The sequence below is a fragment of the Streptomyces sp. NPDC020747 genome (assembly GCF_044334695.1).
Lineage (GTDB): Bacteria > Actinomycetota > Actinomycetes > Streptomycetales > Streptomycetaceae > Streptomyces.
Genome location: NZ_JBIRTJ010000006.1, coordinates 367,272 through 385,666 on the forward strand (window position 1 = coordinate 367,272; position 18,395 = coordinate 385,666).

At 69.1% G+C, this 18,395-nt stretch carries 19 protein-coding genes and 1 pseudogene; 6 read left to right on the top strand and 14 right to left on the bottom strand.

Annotated features, from left to right (window positions below):
- Nucleotides 1–98: 98 nt before the first annotated feature.
- Nucleotides 99–860: a hypothetical protein gene (locus ACH4YP_RS18955; RefSeq protein WP_398491278.1), complete on the bottom strand. Its 762-nt coding sequence runs from the start codon at nucleotides 858–860 to the stop codon at nucleotides 99–101.
- Nucleotides 861–1,041: 181 nt separating this feature from the next.
- Here ACH4YP_RS18955 and ACH4YP_RS18960 point away from each other — a divergent pair, with 181 nt between their 5' ends.
- On the top strand, nucleotides 1,042–1,653 hold the full coding sequence (locus ACH4YP_RS18960) for a hypothetical protein (protein WP_398491280.1): 612 nt from the start codon (nucleotides 1,042–1,044) through the stop codon (nucleotides 1,651–1,653).
- Nucleotides 1,654–2,180: 527 nt separating this feature from the next.
- Here the strand turns inward: ACH4YP_RS18960 and ACH4YP_RS18965 are convergent.
- The 4 genes and pseudogenes from ACH4YP_RS18965 to ACH4YP_RS18980 form a co-directional block, all read right to left on the bottom strand.
- Entirely contained in the window at nucleotides 2,181–2,387 is a 207-nt protein-coding gene (locus tag ACH4YP_RS18965; protein WP_361058413.1) for a hypothetical protein, read from the bottom strand.
- A gap of 62 nt (nucleotides 2,388–2,449) precedes the next feature.
- A pseudogene (locus tag ACH4YP_RS18970) lies at nucleotides 2,450–2,674 on the bottom strand (hypothetical protein); the annotation flags it as partial.
- A 554-nt stretch (nucleotides 2,675–3,228) separates the two neighbouring features.
- Complete coding sequence (gap, locus tag ACH4YP_RS18975; RefSeq protein ID WP_398491282.1) at nucleotides 3,229–4,227, bottom strand: type I glyceraldehyde-3-phosphate dehydrogenase; 999 nt, start codon at nucleotides 4,225–4,227, stop codon at nucleotides 3,229–3,231.
- Between the two features lie 155 nt (nucleotides 4,228–4,382).
- On the bottom strand, nucleotides 4,383–5,339 hold the full coding sequence (locus ACH4YP_RS18980) for a helix-turn-helix domain-containing protein (protein WP_361058417.1): 957 nt from the start codon (nucleotides 5,337–5,339) through the stop codon (nucleotides 4,383–4,385).
- A 183-nt stretch (nucleotides 5,340–5,522) separates the two neighbouring features.
- On the opposite strand from ACH4YP_RS18980, the gene ACH4YP_RS18985 reads away from it, so the two are divergent.
- The 3 genes from ACH4YP_RS18985 (at nucleotide 5,523) to ACH4YP_RS18995 (ending at nucleotide 7,663) form a co-directional block, all read left to right on the top strand.
- A complete protein-coding gene (locus ACH4YP_RS18985; protein ID WP_398491284.1) occupies nucleotides 5,523–6,053 on the top strand; it encodes an AAA family ATPase in 531 nt (176 codons plus the stop codon).
- A gap of 279 nt (nucleotides 6,054–6,332) precedes the next feature.
- Nucleotides 6,333–7,205: a GNAT family N-acetyltransferase gene (locus tag ACH4YP_RS18990; protein ID WP_398491285.1), complete on the top strand. Its 873-nt coding sequence runs from the start codon at nucleotides 6,333–6,335 to the stop codon at nucleotides 7,203–7,205.
- A 41-nt stretch (nucleotides 7,206–7,246) separates the two neighbouring features.
- Nucleotides 7,247–7,663, top strand: a complete 417-nt coding sequence (locus ACH4YP_RS18995; protein ID WP_361058423.1) for a VOC family protein — start codon at nucleotides 7,247–7,249, stop codon at nucleotides 7,661–7,663.
- 83 nt (nucleotides 7,664–7,746) lie between these two features.
- Here the strand turns inward: ACH4YP_RS18995 and ACH4YP_RS19000 are convergent, their stop codons facing one another.
- Nucleotides 7,747–8,142, bottom strand: a complete 396-nt coding sequence (locus ACH4YP_RS19000; RefSeq protein ID WP_361058425.1) for a hypothetical protein — start codon at nucleotides 8,140–8,142, stop codon at nucleotides 7,747–7,749.
- 634 nt (nucleotides 8,143–8,776) lie between these two features.
- Here ACH4YP_RS19000 and ACH4YP_RS19005 point away from each other — a divergent pair.
- Entirely contained in the window at nucleotides 8,777–9,634 is an 858-nt protein-coding gene (locus tag ACH4YP_RS19005; protein WP_398491288.1) for a nitroreductase/quinone reductase family protein, read from the top strand.
- A 212-nt stretch (nucleotides 9,635–9,846) separates the two neighbouring features.
- Here the strand turns inward: ACH4YP_RS19005 and ACH4YP_RS19010 are convergent, their stop codons facing one another.
- From ACH4YP_RS19010 to ACH4YP_RS19035, 6 genes are all read right to left on the bottom strand, one after another.
- On the bottom strand, nucleotides 9,847–11,964 hold the full coding sequence (locus ACH4YP_RS19010) for a HelD family protein (RefSeq protein ID WP_398491290.1): 2,118 nt from the start codon (nucleotides 11,962–11,964) through the stop codon (nucleotides 9,847–9,849).
- Nucleotides 11,965–12,045: 81 nt separating this feature from the next.
- Nucleotides 12,046–12,627 carry a TetR/AcrR family transcriptional regulator gene (locus tag ACH4YP_RS19015; protein ID WP_398491291.1) on the bottom strand — a complete coding sequence of 194 codons (582 nt, stop codon included), beginning with the start codon at nucleotides 12,625–12,627 and terminating at the stop codon, nucleotides 12,046–12,048.
- 177 nt (nucleotides 12,628–12,804) lie between these two features.
- Complete coding sequence (locus ACH4YP_RS19020) at nucleotides 12,805–13,323, bottom strand: hypothetical protein (protein WP_398491292.1); 519 nt, start codon at nucleotides 13,321–13,323, stop codon at nucleotides 12,805–12,807.
- A gap of 33 nt (nucleotides 13,324–13,356) precedes the next feature.
- Entirely contained in the window at nucleotides 13,357–14,082 is a 726-nt protein-coding gene (locus ACH4YP_RS19025; RefSeq protein ID WP_361058433.1) for an HAD family hydrolase, read from the bottom strand.
- The gene (locus tag ACH4YP_RS19030; protein WP_398491294.1) at nucleotides 14,072–15,232 is read right to left on the bottom strand and encodes a phosphotransferase; all 1,161 of its coding nucleotides are present in this window, start codon (nucleotides 15,230–15,232) and stop codon (nucleotides 14,072–14,074) included. Before ACH4YP_RS19030 ends, ACH4YP_RS19025 begins: the two co-directional genes overlap by 11 nt.
- 113 nt (nucleotides 15,233–15,345) lie before the next feature.
- The gene (locus ACH4YP_RS19035; protein ID WP_398491296.1) at nucleotides 15,346–16,188 is read right to left on the bottom strand and encodes a winged helix-turn-helix domain-containing protein; all 843 of its coding nucleotides are present in this window, start codon (nucleotides 16,186–16,188) and stop codon (nucleotides 15,346–15,348) included.
- Nucleotides 16,189–16,400: 212 nt separating this feature from the next.
- Between ACH4YP_RS19035 and ACH4YP_RS19040 the strand changes: the two genes are divergently transcribed.
- Entirely contained in the window at nucleotides 16,401–16,583 is a 183-nt protein-coding gene (locus ACH4YP_RS19040) for a hypothetical protein (RefSeq protein ID WP_359933932.1), read from the top strand.
- A gap of 11 nt (nucleotides 16,584–16,594) precedes the next feature.
- Here ACH4YP_RS19040 and ACH4YP_RS19045 read toward each other — a convergent pair whose 3' ends face one another.
- Entirely contained in the window at nucleotides 16,595–17,299 is a 705-nt protein-coding gene (locus ACH4YP_RS19045; RefSeq protein ID WP_361058459.1) for an HAD-IA family hydrolase, read from the bottom strand.
- A gap of 143 nt (nucleotides 17,300–17,442) precedes the next feature.
- The gene (locus ACH4YP_RS19050; RefSeq protein WP_361058439.1) at nucleotides 17,443–18,294 is read right to left on the bottom strand and encodes a winged helix-turn-helix domain-containing protein; all 852 of its coding nucleotides are present in this window, start codon (nucleotides 18,292–18,294) and stop codon (nucleotides 17,443–17,445) included.
- Nucleotides 18,295–18,395 lie beyond the last annotated feature (101 nt).

Here is an 18,395-nt window from a genome sequence, read left to right on the forward strand (position 1 = left end):
AAGTCCGGGCACCACAGGTCAGCGCAGCGTGATACCCAGACTCACCTGGGACAGGACAGCAAGCTCGGCGTCTCAGGTGATCTGGTCCGCCGGGGCTGTCAGCGGGTGTCGGATCCGGGCGGTTCCATGAGGTGCGCGTCGTGGGAGTAACCCCGCATCGAGCGTGCCAAATCGGAGGTGTGTCGTGCCTGGGCAGCGGATAGACGCCGCGCCTCCCACAGCAGTGCTGCGGCATCCACCGCCTCCGGGGCCGGAGGCGGTGGCACCTCAGTCAAAATGACGCCTGTCAGCACGGCCAGCTCGCGGGCATCGATCCCCAGCAGGGCAGCGAAGTCCGTCACCAGGCGCGGGGTCAACTCCTTGCGACCAGAGCCGATCACACCGTAAGTGGCCGCCGACAGGTACGTGGGCGTCACGAACGCAAGCGTCTTCGCCATGCCCGTCCAGTTCAGATTGCGGTACTGGAGCATGCGGATGACCCAAGCGCCCGGACCGCCGGCGAGGGGCATGAGCGGCTTCGGGGCGAAGCTGGAACGCCGTTCCTCCTGCGGCAGTGAGCGGATCAGCTGCAGGAGTTCACGGCGTCCTGCTGCGGGGAGACGCACCGCATCCGTCACCGTATTCTTCACCCACATCGCGGCCGTGGCATCCAGTGGCGCCATGTCGTCCGGGACCGCCAGCCTCGCGAGAATGAACAGATCGACGGCGTGGAAGCCCAGTGCGGGCCCGAGCCGTCGGAGGAGTTCCTCGCCGGGGCTGTCCCCCGCGAGCACTGCGCGGACCTCGTCTGCGTTCAGCCCGGCGCGGTCGGCGAGTTCCTGCGCGCGGAGCCCTCTGTGGTCCAGCAGCCACGCCAGCATCGTGCCGAATCCTGGGCACTCCGTCATGCCCGCAGACTAGCCAGAAGCACGAGTGGGACACGGCGGCATCGACGAGAGTACGGGCCGCTGGGAGTTCGCGGGTGGAGCCGCAACTGGTGACTGCGATGATCGCCTCGGCCGGTGTGAGCACGCTGGCATCGCGAATCTGGGGTGGCCTCGAATGGATACGTGGCGGAAGCTTTCCGCGCTGGTGGAGGAGCGGCTGAAGGCAGTGTCGTCCGGCGAGCGTGGTGTGTTCGCCGCCGGTGTCGCGGAGCGCCTGATGAGTTGGCACGAGGCACTGCCCGAGGACGAGCAGGCGCCGTTCACCGTGAGCCTGCGACCTCTGCTGAATTCCGTATGGGAGGGCGTCCTCGGCGACTCGACGGCCTTCTCGGCCGTCAAGCGCGGTGTCGGCGAGTACATGCTCAGCGAGTACTGCCACAACGACGGCCAGGACGGGCCGGATGACGCGGACGAGTCGGCTGCGGCGGCAGCGTTGTATGCCGCACATGCCTACCTGTTCGGCTGCCAGGAATTCGCCGCTTGGACCAGCAGCCGGGCGGTTGAGGCGATCGAACAGCACCTTGAGTGCCTGGCCGATCAGGAAGAAGACGAACTCCCCGTCGACACGGACGAGGCACTCGCCTCCGAGCTCCAGCGGCAACTACGGGATCTGGACCTCATCGCACGCTACTCAAAGGATCTTCGCCACGCGTGCTTGGGACTGCCCATCGACACGTCCATCCGACTGCGCGTCGAACTACGCGCTCCTCTCTCCAACCGGGAGTGAACTCCCCGACGGCCACGGCCACGGCCTCGGCCCGGCACGGAGTCAAGTCCCTGCCGGCCTGCGTCGACCAGATGGTCTGAGACGGGACACCGTCCCACACGACGAAGTCGCCTCCGTCGAGAGTGCCGCCTTGGCGGGTTCGCAGCCCGTGGTCTGGTCGCGCAGCATCCCGGCGAGTTCCGTTCGGTCCATCTGCCGCCCTCTCGCACGGTGTTCCGCTGTTCCGCTCGGATGCGGCCGTACGGAGTGACGGACTGGCGGAGTGACGGGAGCGTCCCCGGCACTCGGCCGCGCATCCCGGCCTGCCCGCTCGCGGACTGCCCGCGCAGCTGGTCGTGGAACTCCTGGATCAGCTCGTTCTCGCGCCCACAGCGGAAGAAGGCACAGCCCCGGTCCCACGGCGGGAAGTCGGCCGGCATCGACCGCCACTTGCTGCCGTTGTCCGTTGTCCGCCAGGCAGCGGATCGCGTCCGAGATCGGTCCAGTATCTGCCGGTGACGGTATCCCTTCGGCCGGCCGCCGCGGCTTTACAGCCTGCCCGGCACCGGGAGCAGCGGCCGGGTCTGGGCCCACTCGGCCTCCGCCGTGTCCGACGGATACCGCCGCTCACGCTCCGCGGGGTCACCGGCGGTGCCGTACTGGTGGGCGAGGCATCCGCACGTCGAGCCGGTCGAGTCGGACTTCATCCGCAAGGACGCGTAACCCGCAAGGACGCACGCGTACAACTGCGGCAACCGGCCTCCCTGGACTCGGATGGATCGGGCGGCGATCTCTTCGGAGAGGTGGCGGAGAGTTAGAAGACGCGCAGGAGTCGGTGGTGATGGCGGCGGCGGTGTGGCCGACGCATGTTGCCACTGATGCGTTCAGAGTCCCGTGGGACCGGAGCGAGGTCGGCGACCCCGGTAAGTCGGCCCGAACGGCCGAAGGCGTCCATGTCACCGCCGGTGCGGGCGATGAACTCCGCCCCCGACAACAGGCCCGGCCCATGCCCGGCATCCATGCCCGGCATGCTGAGGATCACGCCGACGTGTCCTTACGAAGCGATTTCTGTTCGCTCATCCCATGCGCGCCCGGGGCCCGGCCATGTGCAGGCGAGTTCTGGAGTGTTTGCCGCCAGTTGACCCTCACCTTGGGTCAGCCCACAGCATCGGTGAGGCCGGGTGACGTGCTTGGCGTGAGGAGGAGTGATCGGCATGCGCTTCGAGTCGCACCGGTTCCGCTTTCAGGAGCTCATCCGTGAAGCCGACGAATACCGACTCGCCCAGCAAGTCAGGAGAACCAGGTCGGCTCCCCGAGGCGTGACGACCCCCACGTCGCGACCGATTCCACAGCGCCTGCCGGCTCGGCTCCGCGGATGAACGTCCCGGTGCCTACGGCTGGGACAGCTGGGACACGACATGAGCGCTCCGGTTGCCCGACTGCTCGACCAGAGCGCCCGATGCCCAAAACCCGAAGCCCTAAGTCCAGAGCCCAGAGCCCAGAGGGTGTGCCGACCTGCCGACCGGCGCACCCTCTGGGTGAGTCGGCCGGCACAGTCACCGGGGACGGGGGACCACACCGCACCCGGTCACCGGGTCACCCGGTGGCAAGGAGTTCGAGTGTGTCGATCACGCGGTTCGAGAAGCCCCACTCGTTGTCGTACCAGGCGACCACCTTGACGTGGCGGCCCTCGACGCGGGTGAGGGCCGAGTCGAAGATCGACGAGGCCGGGTTGCCCACGATGTCCGACGACACCAGCGGGTCCTCCGAGTACTCCAATACACCGGCGAGCGGGCCCTCCGCCGCCGCGCGGTACGCGGCCAGCACGTCGTCGCGCGTCACGTCGCGGGCGACGGTCGTGTTGAGTTCGACGATCGAGCCCACCGGCACCGGTACGCGGATCGAGTCGCCCGACAGCTTGCCGTCGAGGTTCGGCAGCACCAGGCCGATCGCCTTGGCGGCGCCGGTCGTGGTCGGCACGATGTTGACGCCGGCGGCCCGGGCGCGACGGGCATCGCGGTGCGGACCGTCCTGGAGGTTCTGCTCCTGCGTGTAGGCGTGCACCGTCGTCATGAAGGCGTGCTCGATACCGGCGAGGTCGTCGAGCACCTTGGCCAGCGGGGCGAGCGCGTTGGTGGTGCAGGAGGCGTTCGAGACGATCGTGTGCGCGGCCGGGTCGTACGCGTCGGTGTTGACGCCGTACGCGAGCGTGATGTCGGCGCCGTCCGACGGCGCGCTGACGAGCACCTTGCGCGCACCCGCGTCGAGGTGGGCGCCGGCGGCCTTGGCCGAGGTGAAGCGGCCGGTGGCCTCCAGGACGATGTCGACGCCGAGTTCGGCCCACGGCAGCTGCGCCGGTTCGCGCTCGGCCAGCACCTTGATCCGACGGCCGTCGACGACGAGGGTGTCCCCGTCGACGGTCACCGGGCGCCCGAGCCGGCCGGCCGTGCTGTCGAAGGCGAGCAGCCGGGCGAGAGTGGCGGGCTCCGTCAGGTCGTTGACGGCGACGACCTCCAGGGCGCTGTCGCGCTCCAGCAGTGCGCGCAGCACATTGCGTCCGATGCGGCCGAATCCGTTGATGGCGATGCGAGTCATGAGTGAGGTCCCTTCCCTTCCACACCAGGCTCGCCCGCAGGCCGCGCCGCTGACAGTGGCGGGATCGCCATGGTTCAAAAGGATCCCGCCACACCCGTACACACGCGGCCGCACCCGTACATGCGGCCGCACCCGCCCACGCGGCGTCCGGCGGGTCACTCGCCCCGGGTGAACGTACGCCGGTACTCGCTCGGTGTGGTGCCGAGGATGCGCTGGAAGTGCAGGCGCAGGTTCGCGCCGGTGCCCAGCCCGATGTCGGCGGCGATCTGTTCGACGCCGCGCTGCGAGCGCTCCAGCAGTTCGCGGGCCAGGTCGATACGGGCGCGCATCACCCACTGCATCGGCGTGTAGCCGGTCTCGTCGACGAAGCGCCGGGAGAACGTGCGCGGCGACACCCCTGCCTGCCGCGCCAGTACGTCGAGGGTGAGGGGCTCGCCGAGCCGGTGCAGCGCCCACTCGCGGGTGGCGGCGAACCGCTCGCCGAGCGGCTCGGGGACGCTGCGCGGCACGTACTGGGCCTGGCCGCCGCTGCGGTAGGGGGCCGCGACCAGCCGCCGGGCCGCATGGTTGGACGCGGCCACTCCGAGGTCGCCGCGCAGGATGTGCAGGCACAGGTCGATGCCGGAGGCGGCGCCGGCCGAGGTGAGCACGCTGCCCTCGTCGACGAACAGCACGTTCTCGTCGACCTGGACGAGCGGATGCCTGGCCATCAGTGCCCGCGTGTAGTGCCAGTGCGTCGTCGCGCGCCTGCCGTCGAGCAGGCCCGTGGCGGCGAGCGCGAAGGCACCCGTCGAGATGGCGGCGAGCCGCGCGCCCCGGTCGTGGGCGGCGATCAGAGCGTCGACGACGGCCCGCGGCGGATCGTCGCGGTCCGGGAACCGGTAGCCGGGGACGAAGACGATCTCGGCCCAGGCGAGCGCGTCGAGGCCGTGGGCGACGGAGTACGCGAGGCCGTCGCCGCCGGTCACGAGACCGGGTGCCGCCCCGCACACCCGCACCTCGTACGGCATGCTCGCGCGGGTCGTGAAGACCTGCGCCGGAATTCCGACATCGAGCGGCTTCGCACCCTCCAACACGAGGACGGCGACGCGATGCAGGCGGGGTGCGGGCACAGGAAGAGGTTACGTGGGGAGGTGGGGCATGACTTCGACGCGCCCTCGCCAGGCCGGTTCGGGCACGATCCGCCACGCTGTTCCCGCAGTGGCCGCCGAAACCCGGCCGAGGTCGCCGAAGCCGTACCGGAATTCCGCCGTGCGGTTTCCGTGGCCCGCCGCACAGCGCTAGCGTCGGATCCCATGATCGTATGGCTCAACGGCACCCATGGCGCGGGCAAGACGACGACCAGTGCACTCGTGCAGCGGCTGATCCCGGACTCACGGGTGTTCGACGCCGAGAAGGTCGGCGAGACACTCATGAACATCGCGCCGGCGCTGCCCGGGCCCGGGACGGACAACTTCCAGCACTGGCCGCCGTGGCGGCCGCTCGTCGTCGAGACCGCCCGCCGCGTACTCGACTACGCGGGCGGCACCCTGGTGATGCCCATGACCGTCCTGGTCGAGCAGTACTGGCGCGAGATCAGCTCGGGCCTCGCCCAACACTCCATTCCGGTACGCCACTTCGTCCTCCACGCCGACCAGGACACCCTCCGCGGGCGCATCGCGGGCGACACCGTCATCGGCCCCGACTCCCCGTTCCGTCTCCAGTACCTCGAGCCCTACGCCGAAGCCGCCCGCACCTGGCTGCACGCCGAGGCCGAGGTCGTCGACACCACGCACCTCACACCCGCCGAGGCCGCCCAGCAGATCGCGGAGGCCGTCGAGAGCTGAGGCCCCCCAATTGCCGCCCCTCCCCATTGCCGCCCCTTCATCGCCGCCCCGAACCCGCAGGTCGTCCGGTGCACGAGCGCCGGCCCCGACGCGGACCCGTGCACCGGCTTCGACGCAGGCCCGTGCCCCGGACGACCTCGCTGGCGATTTCAGGACAACGATCCCGGCGGCGATCGCCGCGTCCCCGGCGGGGAGGCCCGAGCAACTGTGCGGAAGTTCCGCTGCCCCGCCCTGGCGGAAAAGCACGGGGCACAGCGGCAGCCTGGGGAACCATGAGGCATGCGCCCAGATGACTGGCACCTCACCGAAGACGTCGACGAATTCCTCGCCCGGGCCGGAGACTTCCTGCGCTCGCGGCCCGGCCCGCATGTCATGCAGCTGACGTGGGCCGAGAGGGTGCGAAAGCGCGGGGCGCACTCGTTCGGCACCGAAGCCCCCGTCTTCGGTGTGCTGGAGCGGGCGGGCGAGGTCGGTGCCACCTTCTACCGCCTCCCGCCCCGCGCCCTGGGCCTCTCCCCGCTCACGCCCGAGCAGGCCGACTCCCTCGCCGTCCGCCTGGCCGCCCTCGGGCACTCCCCCTCCCGCGTCAGCGCGGACCACAGCACCGCCACCGCTTTCGCCGAGGCCTGGCAGCGGCACACCGGCGCGACGCCGAGACTCCACGACACACAGGTCCGTCTGTACGGCCTCGGCACGCTCACCCCGCCGGAGCCGCTGCCGGCCGGCCGGGGTCGCGTCCTGGGCGAGCAGGACCTCGAGGAGACCATCTTCTGGTGCGGCGAGTTCGCCAAGGCCGTCGGCGAGGACGTCTCCGTCAACGCCGGCACCTGGGCCACGACCCGCTACGCCGACAAGCGCTACACACTCTGGGAGACCCCGGACGGCACCCCCGTCTCCATCGCGGGCCTGAACCCGCTGATCGGCGGCCAGATCCAGGTGGACGTCGTCTACACCCCGGCCCACCTGCGCGGTCACGGCTACGCGGCTGCCGTGTCGGCGGAGGTGAGCCGGGCCGCGCTGGCCGCGGGCGCCAAGGACGTCGTCCTGTTCGCGGACCGGTCCAACCCCACCAGCAACGCCCTGTACCAGCGCCTCGGCTATCGCAAGCTCGCCGACTGGGCCGCGTACGACTTCTCGGGTGCCGGTCAGTAACGGAGAAGCGAAACCCGCCACCGGTCACTAGCGTGATGAGCATGGATCTCAAGCTTGCACAGTGCTTCATCGCCGTCGACGACCACGACAAGGCACTCGCCTTCTACCGCGACGTGCTCGGTCTCGAAGTGCGCAACGACGTCGGATTCGAGGGGATGCGCTGGGTGACCGTCGGCTCGCCCTCGCAGCCGGACGTGGAGATCGTCCTGGAGCCGCCGCTCGCGGACCCGAACGCCACGCCCGCCGACCGGCAGGCGGTCGCCGAGCTGATGGCCAAGGGCCTGCTGCGCGGCGTCATCTTCCGGACCGACGACTGCGACGCCCTGTTCGAGCGGATCCGCGCCGCGGGCGGCGACGTACTGCAGGAACCGATGGACCAGCCGTACGGAGTACGCGACTGCGCCTTCCGCGACCCGGCCGGAAACCTCCTGCGGTTCAACCAGCCGCGCGGCAAGTAGCGCGGCTGGTGGCAGGGGGCGCGGCGGCGGGTGGCTCGGCGACCACGGGTGAAGCGGTCGCCGAGCCACTCGGCGCGGACCAGTCACCAGATGATGACCCCGCCACGGACACCCAACGCCCGTCGAGCCGCGTTCACGATGTTGTCCAGGCGGCGGCGGACGTCTTCGGCGTGCTCGGCGTGGGACTTGCGCGAGGCCGTCCCCGCCTCCGCCGTCATGTGATCGGCGATCCGCGCCAGATGGGTACGGAGCAGATCGCACTCGGCGAGGAAGTCGGACACCTCGTCCGGCGCCACCGTCAGGTCCTCGGTGGCCAGCCGCGGGAAGAACCGCGCACCCAGCGAACGGACCGGCTCCGACCCCCACACCTCCGTACGCCACCGCTCCCAGCCGGCCACGTCGGAGGACTCGGGCGGAACGTCCAGCACCTCGATGCCGCCCTCCGCTCTGGGCACGTACACATCGACCGACAGACTCATGGCAGGGAGTCGACCACGGACGGGCCCCGCCGGTCCACCACACCCGCGCCACACGCCCGCCTCTCCACGGACCGGTGAACAACCGTGGAACAGACCGGTGAGGCGTCAACGGCCTCCGGAGTCAGCTGCCTTGTTATTCGGACGAGCCCTGGCAAGGGCCGGACAAGGGCCGGACAAGGCCTGAAAACACGCATTGCCTTGTCGCACCCATTCCATTAGCCTTTCCTCCGTGACTGCCGGGTCGGCCTTGGGCCATCAGCGAGTAGGGTTCCCGGCCTCCGAGTGAGGCCCGGGCGGGCCAGAGGGCCGCCCTTTCCGATTCAAGCGCGCCGAGCGCTCGTACGGAGTTTCCTGTACGAGTGCCGCACGGCGCCCCGCACGCCGCATCGCAACCATGCGTGCCGTTCCGCGTAAGGCGTGCCGCGTACCCGCACGTTTCCCCACCAGTGCCGTCGCAGGCGCATGCCCGGCAGACGTTCACCCTGCCGGCGTTCGCCCTGCCGTCGTTCGCCCTGCGGGGAATTCGTGCGCCTCCATCTCACCATCTCCGCATTGCCACCACGGGCGTACCCGAATTCGCCCCGCGGCGATTCCCCATGCCCCGATCCAGTAACAGTCAAGAAGAAAGAAGAGAATGCCCAACGATTTCAACCAGCAGGTCATCGAAGAGTTCCGCGCCAACGCGGGCCAGGTCGGCGGCTATTTCGAAGGAGCCAGGCTGATCCTGCTGACCACCACGGGAGCACGCTCGGGCAAGCGGCACACGGCCCCGGTCGCCTACTACCCCGACGGCGGCGCGAGCGTGCTGGTCATCGCCTCGGCCGGCGGCGCCCCGCAGCACCCCGACTGGTTCCACAACCTCCTCGCGCACCCCCAAGTCACCGTGGAGACCGGGGTGTTCACGTACGAGGCGAGGGCGGAGGCGCTGGCGGGCGCCGAACGGGACAAGACCTTCGCCCGGCTGGTCGAGGCCGAACCGGGCTGGGCGGACTACCAGGCGAAGACCACGCGGGTGATCCCGGTCGTCGCCCTCCACGAGCTCCCCGTCGACGGCCCGCCGAACGTGAACGCCACCTCGATGGGCCAGGGACTCAAGGTCATCCATGACGCGTTCCGCCGCGAACTCGCCCTGATACGAAAGGAGTTCAGCGCAGCCGGGCCCACCCTCGGCGCCCAGCTCCGAGTCAACTGTCTGACACTCTGCGCGGGCCTGCACAACCACCACACCGGCGAGGAACTCGGCATCTTCCCGTTCCTCGCCGACAGCCGCCCCGAACTCGCCCCGGCCCTGGCCCGCCTGCGCGAGGAACACGAGCACACCGCCGCCCTGACCGCGGAGTTGAAGCGGATCATCGGCGACGACTCCGCGGATCCCCAGCACGCCCGCCGGGAGGTCGACCGCCTCACCACCGAGCTGGAGAACCATCTGGCGTACGAGGAGGAGCAGTTGATCCCCGCCCTCGACCCACCACCGACCGAGCCGACCCGCTAGTTCGACCTGCGGGGGCTTGAAAGGGGGAGGGCGGCCCGGCCCGGGCAGTTCCTGGTCCGTGGCAGTGGGTTCCCGCAGGACACCCGGGTCTGTACCGGGGACGGCTGAGCGCGTACCGGGCACGGCCGGCATCGGCATCGGCATCGGCATCGGCGGGTGCCGACGGACGGCGTGCCATCCACACTTGTGGGCGAAACTTGTGGGCGAAGCCCTCACTCGAACGGCAACGGACGCGCATGCACCACGTCCAGCCGTGACACGGCCCGCGTGAGTACGACGTACAACCGGTGCAGCCCCCGGGTCTCCGCCTCCACGATCGCCGCCGGCTCCACGGCGACGACGTGGTCGTACTCCAGGCCCTTCGCGAGCCCGGCACCCAACACAGTGACGCGCGCGCCCAGTTGGTCGACGCCGGCCGTTTCGACGCCGGCGCCGTCGAGCGCCTCCCGCACCCGTACGAGGTCCGAGTCGGCCGTGATGACGCCCACCGATCCCTCGTACGAGAGGGCGCGTCGGACGGCCTCGACGGTCTCGCCGAGTACGTCGTCAGTGTGGCGCAGCGTCAACTGGCCGTCCCTGCGCAGGGATCGGCCCGCCAGAACTCCGACGTCCAGCCTCGCCAGTACCCGGTTCGCCAGCTCGACGACCGCCTGGGGCACGCGGAAGCCGGTGGTCAGCGGCACGACCACCGCCTCCGGTCTGCCCAGGTGGCCGAGCAGTTCGCCCCACTCCCGCGCGGCCCACGGTGTGGTCCCCTGGGCGAGATCGCCGAGTACGGTGAGGGACCCGTAGGCCGCACGCCGGCCGATCGCCCGGCACTCCATCGGGGACAGGTCCTGTGCCTCGTCGATCACCAAGTGGCCGTAGCCTTCCGGGTGTTCGACGAGTCCCGCGACCTCGTCGAGGAGGACGAGGTCGGCCGCCGACCATCGCGCGGACTTCCACGACCGGGGCGGCCGCGCCCACAGCAGCGACTTCTGTTCGTCCGCGCCCAGCACCCCGTCCGCCGCCGCGGCCAACACGTCCGGATCGGCGAGCAGTTCGGCGACCACCTCCTCCGGCCGCGCCTTGGGCCACACGGCGTCGACGTACGCGCCGACGGGCCGTGCCCGCGAGATCTTCTGGACCCAGGCGCTCGACTGGGGCCCGGCACGCCGTTCGGCCCGCTCCCGCACGTACCGCACGATCCGCGTCCGGACCCGCTCGCGCCCGACGGCGTACGGCAGTTCCTCGGCCCGTACACCCGCCACGATCCGCGCGAGAGTCTCACCGGGCACCCGCCATCGGTACGAACCGTCGGGCACCGCAAGGCCGTTGACCCCCTCAGCCCCATCCGCCCGCACCCGGGCGTAGAGGGCTCGCCGCAGCACCTCCGCCATACGGGCGTCGTGCTTGACGACCGCGGTGGCCTCGTCGTCCTCGCCCGTGACCGGGTGCCGCCCGATCTCCTCCCCGACGGTGGACTGCCGTACGCCGGTCTCGCCGAGGGCGGGCAGCACCTCCGAGATGTAGGAGAGGAAGGTGCGGTTCGGTCCCAGGATCAGCAGCCCGCCGCGCTGGACGCGCTGCGGGAACGTGTACAGCAGATACGCGGCCCGGTGCAGCCCGACGGCCGTCTTCCCGGTGCCGGGCGCACCCTGCACACAGACGGAGACGGTGAGGTCCGCCCGTACGAGTTCGTCCTGGTCGGGCTGGATGGTGGCGGCGATGTCGCGCATCGGGCCGACGCGGGGGCGCTCGATCTCACTCGCGAGGATGCGGCTACTGCGGCTGCGGCTTCTGCGGCTGTCGCCCGGCGTCCCGGTGCGGCGCCGCTCCGGTTGACGCCCGTCCTCCAAGTACTCCCCCTCCAGCCGCTCGTCCTCCAGACCGGTGAGGTCGGCGGAGTCGCCGCGGCTGCCCGGTGCCCAGCCGAACCGCCGCCGCACCCGCACACCCTGTGGATCGCGGGCGCTCGCCTGGTAGAAGGCGCGCGAAACGGGAGCCCGCCAGTCCACGACGAGGGGTGGGGCGGAAGGGTGCTCGGTGATCCTCCGCCGTCCGACGTGGTAGCTCTGCCCGGCGTGATCACCGGCGTCGCCACGCTCTCCCCCGAAGTCCAACCGCCCGAAGAACAAAGGCCCTTCGGGCAGTTCCCGCATCTCCTTGGCCCGGCTACGGAGCCGGTACCCGAGCACTTCGGCGTCGGCACCGGACGCGGACACGTCCACTCCGGTGACGACGTGTTCCTGAGCACCGTCGACCATCGCGGCAAGGGCGGCACGGCAGGCGTCGTGGTAGGCGCGTTCCTGGGTGAGGGAGGTGACGAGAACGGGGTCGGGTGACGTCATTCGAGCAAGAGTACCGGAATAACGTAACTGAGTTACATTTTTTACCTGACTATGGAACGAGTGCCGCCCGGCACCAGAGCGTCACGCGCACCGAGCCAGCCCGGCCTCAAGCCGCGCGAACGCACCCTCCGCCGCGACGACGGCATCCCGTCGTACGTCCACGACCGGCTCGCCCTCCGCGATCCGCCGCCAGTTCTCCTGCGCGAGGATCCGCTGCACGGCGACGATCTGCCCGGCGGCGAGCCTGGCCTCCAGGCCGCCACCGAGCGCCTCGGTGAGGGCGTCCTCGGACCGCTCCAGATACTCGTACAGCCGCGCGACCAGCGAAGGAGTCCCGTAGAGCAGCCGAAGGAACGCCAGGATGTGCGGGTCCGCGTTGACCCCGGTGATGGGGTCGCTCCGCTCGATCCCCGCCAGGAACTGTCGCCGCAGTGCGTCGACAGCGGACTCCCCCGGCGTCCGTGCCGCGACCACCCGCGCGGCCTCGTCCTCGTGATCGGCGAACCGATGCAGAACCAGGTCCTCCTTCGACGAAAAGTACCGAAAGAGGGTCGGCTTCGAGATCTGAGCGGCGGCGGCCACCTCGGCGACGGAAACCTGCTCGAACCCCTTCTGCAGGAAGAGCGTGATGGCAACGTCCGAGACATCCTGGTACATCCGCATTTTCTTACGCTCACGCAGCCCCATGGCACCCGCCGAACGCGGGGCACCCACGGCACTCGCCCCACTCACCGCCCGCGTGACCCCGGTCGCGCCCGCAGCACCCCTCGCACCCGTCTCGCCCATGCCCCGAGCCTACGCACTTTCCGGACTCCCGCCCTCCCCTTGAACGCGACTACGTCATCGCATGCCCTGCTCCCGATGCCACAGAAGGGGCGAGTTCGAGATCCGCGCCACGCTCGGTACGGTCTTCAGGCCGAGGGGCTGCGCAGCAAAGGTGAGGAGCTTACGCACCTTCCTGGCCCCACGCAGGACGGACCGCGCTTCCACCGGCCGACCGACGTCCGGTGACAGGCACAACCGGATGATGTCGGTGAAGACGGACTGCGCTCTCCCGCAGTCGAGAACGAGAGGCAGTTCCCTCTCCCATCCGGAGGCGCTCCCGGGCCTGGCCTCTTCGACGGTCGCGCACCACTGCTGGATCACGCGGCGCTCCTGGTCCACCGGGTAACGCATCCGATGCAGGTGGGTGGCAAGTTCGTAGAGCGGATCTCCGATCATTGCCGGCTCCCAGTCGATGGTCCAGAGGACCAGCTCGGGAACACGTGTGACCCTGCCGGCGAGCGCCCTCAGCAACTGCTCCTCGCCGGCGAAGCATCTGCGGTCGAACCAGAGGAGTCCCGGCCGCGGCTCACGCACCTTGCACCGCGTCGGCGGACATCTGAAGTCACCTCAAGTCCCACCCTCGCGCGCCTCCTTGACCAACGGACCATAGGAACGAACGACCACCGCGGCCTCGGCGTCGCGCAACGCTTTCACCTTGAGGTCATTGCGCCCGTATCCGATGAACTGAACCCCGGCCCGGTTCGCAGCTTCCAGGTCCGACGGCGAGTCTCCGATCATCACCGCGCCCTCCGGTCGAAGGCGCAGACTCCGCAGGGCCCGCGTGATGACGTCGGGGTGCGGCTTCATCAGGCCGGGATCGCTGGTGCGGCCTTCGATACTGCCGAAGAACCCGCTCAGTTTCTTGGTCTCAAGGAACGACTCGGCCGCCAGGTGCGAGTTGTTGGTGACCACACCGAGGCGCAGGTCCCGTTCGGCGAGCAAGCCGATGACAGCATCGGCGTCCTTTGTGAGTTCCGCGGACCGCGCGGCTCCCAGCTCCCCCTTGGTCAGCGTTTCCTCCAGGGCCTCCAGCAGTCCCCGCAGGTCCCTGTCCTCGCACTCACGGTGCACCGCCCGCAGCACCACATGCGGATCCTTGTCCTCGCGCTCGTGCTCCGTCAGTACGTCGCCGGCGCCGAAGGCGTCGATCTCCCGGCGGAGTTCATCGGCGACATCCACCGAGGAGCCGTTCGGGAAGAGGCGGCAGATCGGACCGTCGAAGTCGAAGAGGACACAGCGCGCGCCCCACAGCAGCTTCTCTGCTTCCCTCATGTCCTCGAGCTCAACAGCCATGCCGCTCCAGGCCCTCCATCCGTTCCAGCTCTTCGGTGCTCCCCATCCACTCTGCCCTGTCCGCGCGGTGCCACTGCCGCAGCGCCTCGACCGCCGCCTCTTCGCCCAGGGGCCCGTCCACCAGGGCCAGCGGCTCCCTGGCCCGGTGTATCGCCCGGCACACCTGTCCGGCGGCAAGGCGCAAGTCCTGCTCCCCAGGGTCGTCGGGCAGGGCGAGAGCCGCCCGCATCACGTCGGGGAACACCGACTGTACGTACTCGAATCCGAGATACCACCCCAGGTCAGGGTCCATGTCGACGGTCATGTCCGCGTGGCCCGCGCTTCGCATCGCGTCGGCCCACATCCGGATCATCAGTTCCTGCTCCGTCTTGTCATACCCCATACGGACGACATGGGTCGCCAGGTCGTGCAACGGATCCCCGTACAACGCGAGTTCCCAGTCGATGATCGACAGCCGCTCGCCGTCCCCGTCCGGTATCACCACCACATTGGCCCGGTGGACGTCGGTGTGCAGCAGGGCAAACGGGCGCGGGCTGAGTTCGGGCACGGAACGCAGGAATCGGTCCACGGCGTCGCGTGGGACACCGACCGAGTCGAAGAGTTCCCCGAAGCGGGGCCGGTTGTACTGATGCACCCGCTGCTCGGCAAACCGGCCCAGCCAACGCAGAAACCCTGAACTGTCGTGGTTCTGCGGCCAGTCGGCCGGACGCTGCGGCAGATCATGTTCCGGCACCGAGGCCACGCGTGCGAAGAAGTCGGCGAGCGCAGCCAGGCGCCAGCTGCCGATCGGCCCCTCGGGGACCATGTCGGACAACACGCGTCCCGGCAGATAGGCGTGCAGTGACCAGTCTCCGAAGTCCACCAGACAGCGAGGCACTTCACTCAGCTGTCTGCTCACCGCCCGCAGCACTTCCGACTCGCGCCGCCAGATTCGCGGCACAACTTCCATCGTGGTGAAGGGTGTACGGAACTTGGCAAGAACCCGTCCGGACCCCATCCCCAGCAGAAAGGCCAGCGGCTGTCCCAGGGACACGATGTGGTTGCTGTTGTGATGGCCGGTAACGATCGCCCCGTCCGGGCTGCGGCGCCGCACCTCCGCGAGACGGCGTACCAGTGCCTGGTGCGCTCTGTGATGCGGAGGGGACGACATGGGCGCACACAGTACTGCCTCCCCGGGCCTGCATTCCTCCTCATCTCACGACGTGTCACTTTCTGGACCGCCTCCACTCGATACTCGTGTCCGGCGTTACCGACAATGCCCTTTCAGTCGCCCTCCGCTACCACGCCCAGCAGGTTCCAGCACGACTCGAACCAGCCTTGGTGGCTGGCGAAGAACGTGGAGTCGTGCGACTCCTCGTCCGCCTCCCGCCGGTGGTGCGAGAGGGTCGAGCCCAGACCGAGTACGTCCAGGGACTCGATGTCGGTGCCGTCATCGAGAGTGACCGTGCGCTCGACCACGTCATAGGTCCCGTACAGCATGTCGGTGTCGTTGAGCACGTACAGCTTGCAGTGCGGGGTCAGTGGCACCCTGCGGACCTCCAGCCGGGCGTCGACCCCTCCCTCGTTCAACGCCTTGAAGTACACCTCCATGTCCTTGAGGTGCTTGCGGGTCATCGTCCGCCAGCGCTGCCAGACCCGTGCGTCGCCCGGGTCCTTGGCGCGCGGATAGGCCAGCGGCTCGTCCTCCCAGGGCACCATCATGCGGACGTGCAGCCGTTCCGGAGAGATCTCCTTGGTGACCAGGACGCGCTCCGTCTGCTGCCTGAGGTGACCCACCAGCGTCTCGGACGTCAGCGTGAAGACGTCCAGGGACACCGTGGACTGCTCGAAGGCCGCGTGGATCAGCGGGAGGAGCAGCGCCCTCCCCTGCCGCTCGGCACCCAGCCCCGCACGCTGTCCGGCCGGGCCGACACGTGGCACCCGCAGCACCCGGCTGCCACTGCCCTGTTTCGACTGGATCCAGTCCTCCGCGGCCAGTTGGCGCAGGACCCTCTGGACCGTGTCGCGGGAGACCCCGTACTCGGAGGCCAGGTCCCGCTGCGCGGGCAGCATGTCGCCCGGCCTGTACGTTCCGTTCGCCAACTGCTCCCGCAGGGCGTTGTCCACACGTCGGAACTCCCTGCCTCCACGGTCGGCACCTTCCAAGTTAGCCACACGCCGAACCTACCTCTCACACCCCCGACGGCAAACCACTTCCAGCCAAATAGCCGCACCCATTGGACTGTTGATTAGGGATCAACCAGTCCGGGAACCTTCAACTCAAGTCAACCAGTCCAATTGGACGACAGATTGACGCCAGGGGAGGCGGGTGGAAGATCATGATCATGGTCGAGATCGCGCTGGCCGTGTTGCGGATCGCTCTGCAGCAGGCGGTACATGGGGAGTTCGGTCCGCTCGGGGTCGCGGGGTTCTGTCTGCTGGGAATTGGACTGAAGGCGCGCAACAGTACCTGCATATTGGTTGCCACCATACTGCTGGTGCTGCTGATGACCCCGAGCTGATGCCCAGCGAGTCAGGCGCGGCCCCGCACGATCCGCAGCACGGGTTCCAGCGAGCCCACGATGTGTCCCGGAGCCGCGCCGGCCTTCAACAGCTCCTTTGCCACGGCGGGGTCACCCGCGTAGCCGAGAAAGGACACACCCGCGCTGCGGGCGGCCTCGCAGTCCGACGGCGCGTCACCGATCATCAGCGTGGCGTCCGGTGCCGCTCCGAGTACGTTCAGAGCCCGGTTCAGCGTGTGTGGGTGCGGCTTGAGCAATTCGAGATTCTTGCTACGGCCGTAGATGTAGGGGGCGAAGCACTCCAGCAGGCCCCGGCTCTCCAGATAGGACGTCACCGTGCGGGCCGAGTTGTTGGTCACTATGGCCATCCGCGCACCGACGGCCACCCAGGTCCGGATCAACGGATCCGCGAACTCGGTGGGCCAGGCGGTGGGCACCGCCTCCAACTCCTTCTGGGTGAGCCGCTCTTCGAGCTCGGCAACGAGATCGCTCTTGGGGTGACGGCGGGCGACCGCGCTCAGCACACCGTGCGGGTCCGGGTGGTTCCGCTCCCTGTCGGTCAGCAGCCCGAACAGCCCACGGTCCTTCAGCCACTTCACCTGGGCTCTCGCGATGTCCTCGGCCGAGTGACCCGCGAACAGCCGACAGATCGGTCCGTCGAAGTCGAAGAAGACGTAACGTGTCTCCGCGATCAGCCTCTGGAGGCTTTCGGTCATATCCGACGCCGACTCGGTCTGTCCCGTTTCAAATGTCACTCAGAGAGTGTCAACTCCCCGGCGATCGTTTCCCAGAGGGCATCGAACCATTTCTGGGCTGCTCAGCGCCTGATCGCTGCCGGTCGCAGGGCCGTACGCGGCTCTCAGGAGAGGTTCAGGTCCGTGGTGATGGTTTCCCAGAGGGCGTTGAACCATTTCTGGGACTGGTCCACGAACGCGGCGTCGCGCTGACCGGACCGCGTCTCGAAGGAGAAGAGGAGAGACTTGGACCCGAGCGCGTCGTACATGTCCAGAGTCCGGCCATCGTGCTCCTCCTCCCGGCGCGTGAGCATGTAGTACCCCATCAGCGCTTCTTCCCCGTTGAGCAGGTACAGCTTCACCGGTGGGGTGAAGGGGAGGGCCCGGAAGGTCACGTTGACGTCGATGCCGTGGGAGGAGCGCAGCGCCTTGAGGTTGTGACGCAGGACGTGGCCCTGGGCGTTGCGCATCTCAAGCCAGCGCTGGTGGACCGGATCCTCGGCGCCCTGCGCATCGACGGAGACGGGGAAGGCGAGGTTGATGTCACGGGAGGGCAGCAGGATGCGGACGTCGATCGACTCGGGGCGGAGCTTGCTCTCGTGGATCAGGCGGACCGGTTCACCCAGGGCCAGCATCAGGGTCTCGGCGGTGTGACACACGGCGTCCACCCGGACATGCGGAACGGCGAACGCGCCCGTGAGCCGAGGCGCCAAGCCAACCATCGTCGGCTGGGGCTCGCCCCGCGTAGGCGCCGCCTCGGCCACCCTCGGCGGGCTGCCCTTGCTGACGTTGCTGAGCCGGCCCTCGTCCTGGAGCGCCCGCAGAGCCTGGCGGACCGTGCCGCGCTCCACGCCGAACTCCTCCGCCAGCTCGGCCTGGGTCGGCAGGCGCTCACCCGTCTTCAGGTCGCCGGTGCGGATGCGATCCCGCAACGTGTCGGCGATCTCCTGCGGCGAGAGCCTTCTGCTGCCGTTCACTACCACGCTCTCCTGGGTCAGGACCAAACGCTACAACTCCACCCCATCTACGGGGATTGCGGGCAAGCTGTTTTGAGATAGCCACCAACTAGGCGCAACTT

Excerpts from the sequence above, each read along its gene's own strand:
- ACH4YP_RS18955 (WP_398491278.1), bottom strand. The coding sequence starts at position 860 with ATGCTGGCGTGGCTGCTGGACCACAGAGGGCTCCGCGCGCAGGAACTC.
- ACH4YP_RS18960 (WP_398491280.1), top strand. The coding sequence starts at position 1,042 with ATGGATACGTGGCGGAAGCTTTCCGCGCTGGTGGAGGAGCGGCTGAAG.
- gap (WP_398491282.1), bottom strand. The coding sequence starts at position 4,227 with ATGACTCGCATCGCCATCAACGGATTCGGCCGCATCGGACGCAATGTG.
- ACH4YP_RS18985 (WP_398491284.1), top strand. The coding sequence starts at position 5,523 with ATGATCGTATGGCTCAACGGCACCCATGGCGCGGGCAAGACGACGACC.
- ACH4YP_RS18990 (WP_398491285.1), top strand. The coding sequence starts at position 6,333 with ATGCGCCCAGATGACTGGCACCTCACCGAAGACGTCGACGAATTCCTC.
- ACH4YP_RS18995 (WP_361058423.1), top strand. The coding sequence starts at position 7,247 with ATGGATCTCAAGCTTGCACAGTGCTTCATCGCCGTCGACGACCACGAC.
- ACH4YP_RS19000 (WP_361058425.1), bottom strand. The coding sequence starts at position 8,142 with ATGAGTCTGTCGGTCGATGTGTACGTGCCCAGAGCGGAGGGCGGCATC.
- ACH4YP_RS19005 (WP_398491288.1), top strand. The coding sequence starts at position 8,777 with ATGCCCAACGATTTCAACCAGCAGGTCATCGAAGAGTTCCGCGCCAAC.
- ACH4YP_RS19010 (WP_398491290.1), bottom strand. The coding sequence starts at position 11,964 with ATGACGTCACCCGACCCCGTTCTCGTCACCTCCCTCACCCAGGAACGC.
- ACH4YP_RS19015 (WP_398491291.1), bottom strand. The coding sequence starts at position 12,627 with ATGCGGATGTACCAGGATGTCTCGGACGTTGCCATCACGCTCTTCCTG.
- ACH4YP_RS19025 (WP_361058433.1), bottom strand. The coding sequence starts at position 14,082 with ATGGCTGTTGAGCTCGAGGACATGAGGGAAGCAGAGAAGCTGCTGTGG.
- ACH4YP_RS19030 (WP_398491294.1), bottom strand. The coding sequence starts at position 15,232 with ATGTCGTCCCCTCCGCATCACAGAGCGCACCAGGCACTGGTACGCCGT.
- ACH4YP_RS19040 (WP_359933932.1), top strand. The coding sequence starts at position 16,401 with ATGATCATGGTCGAGATCGCGCTGGCCGTGTTGCGGATCGCTCTGCAG.
- ACH4YP_RS19045 (WP_361058459.1), bottom strand. The coding sequence starts at position 17,299 with ATGACCGAAAGCCTCCAGAGGCTGATCGCGGAGACACGTTACGTCTTC.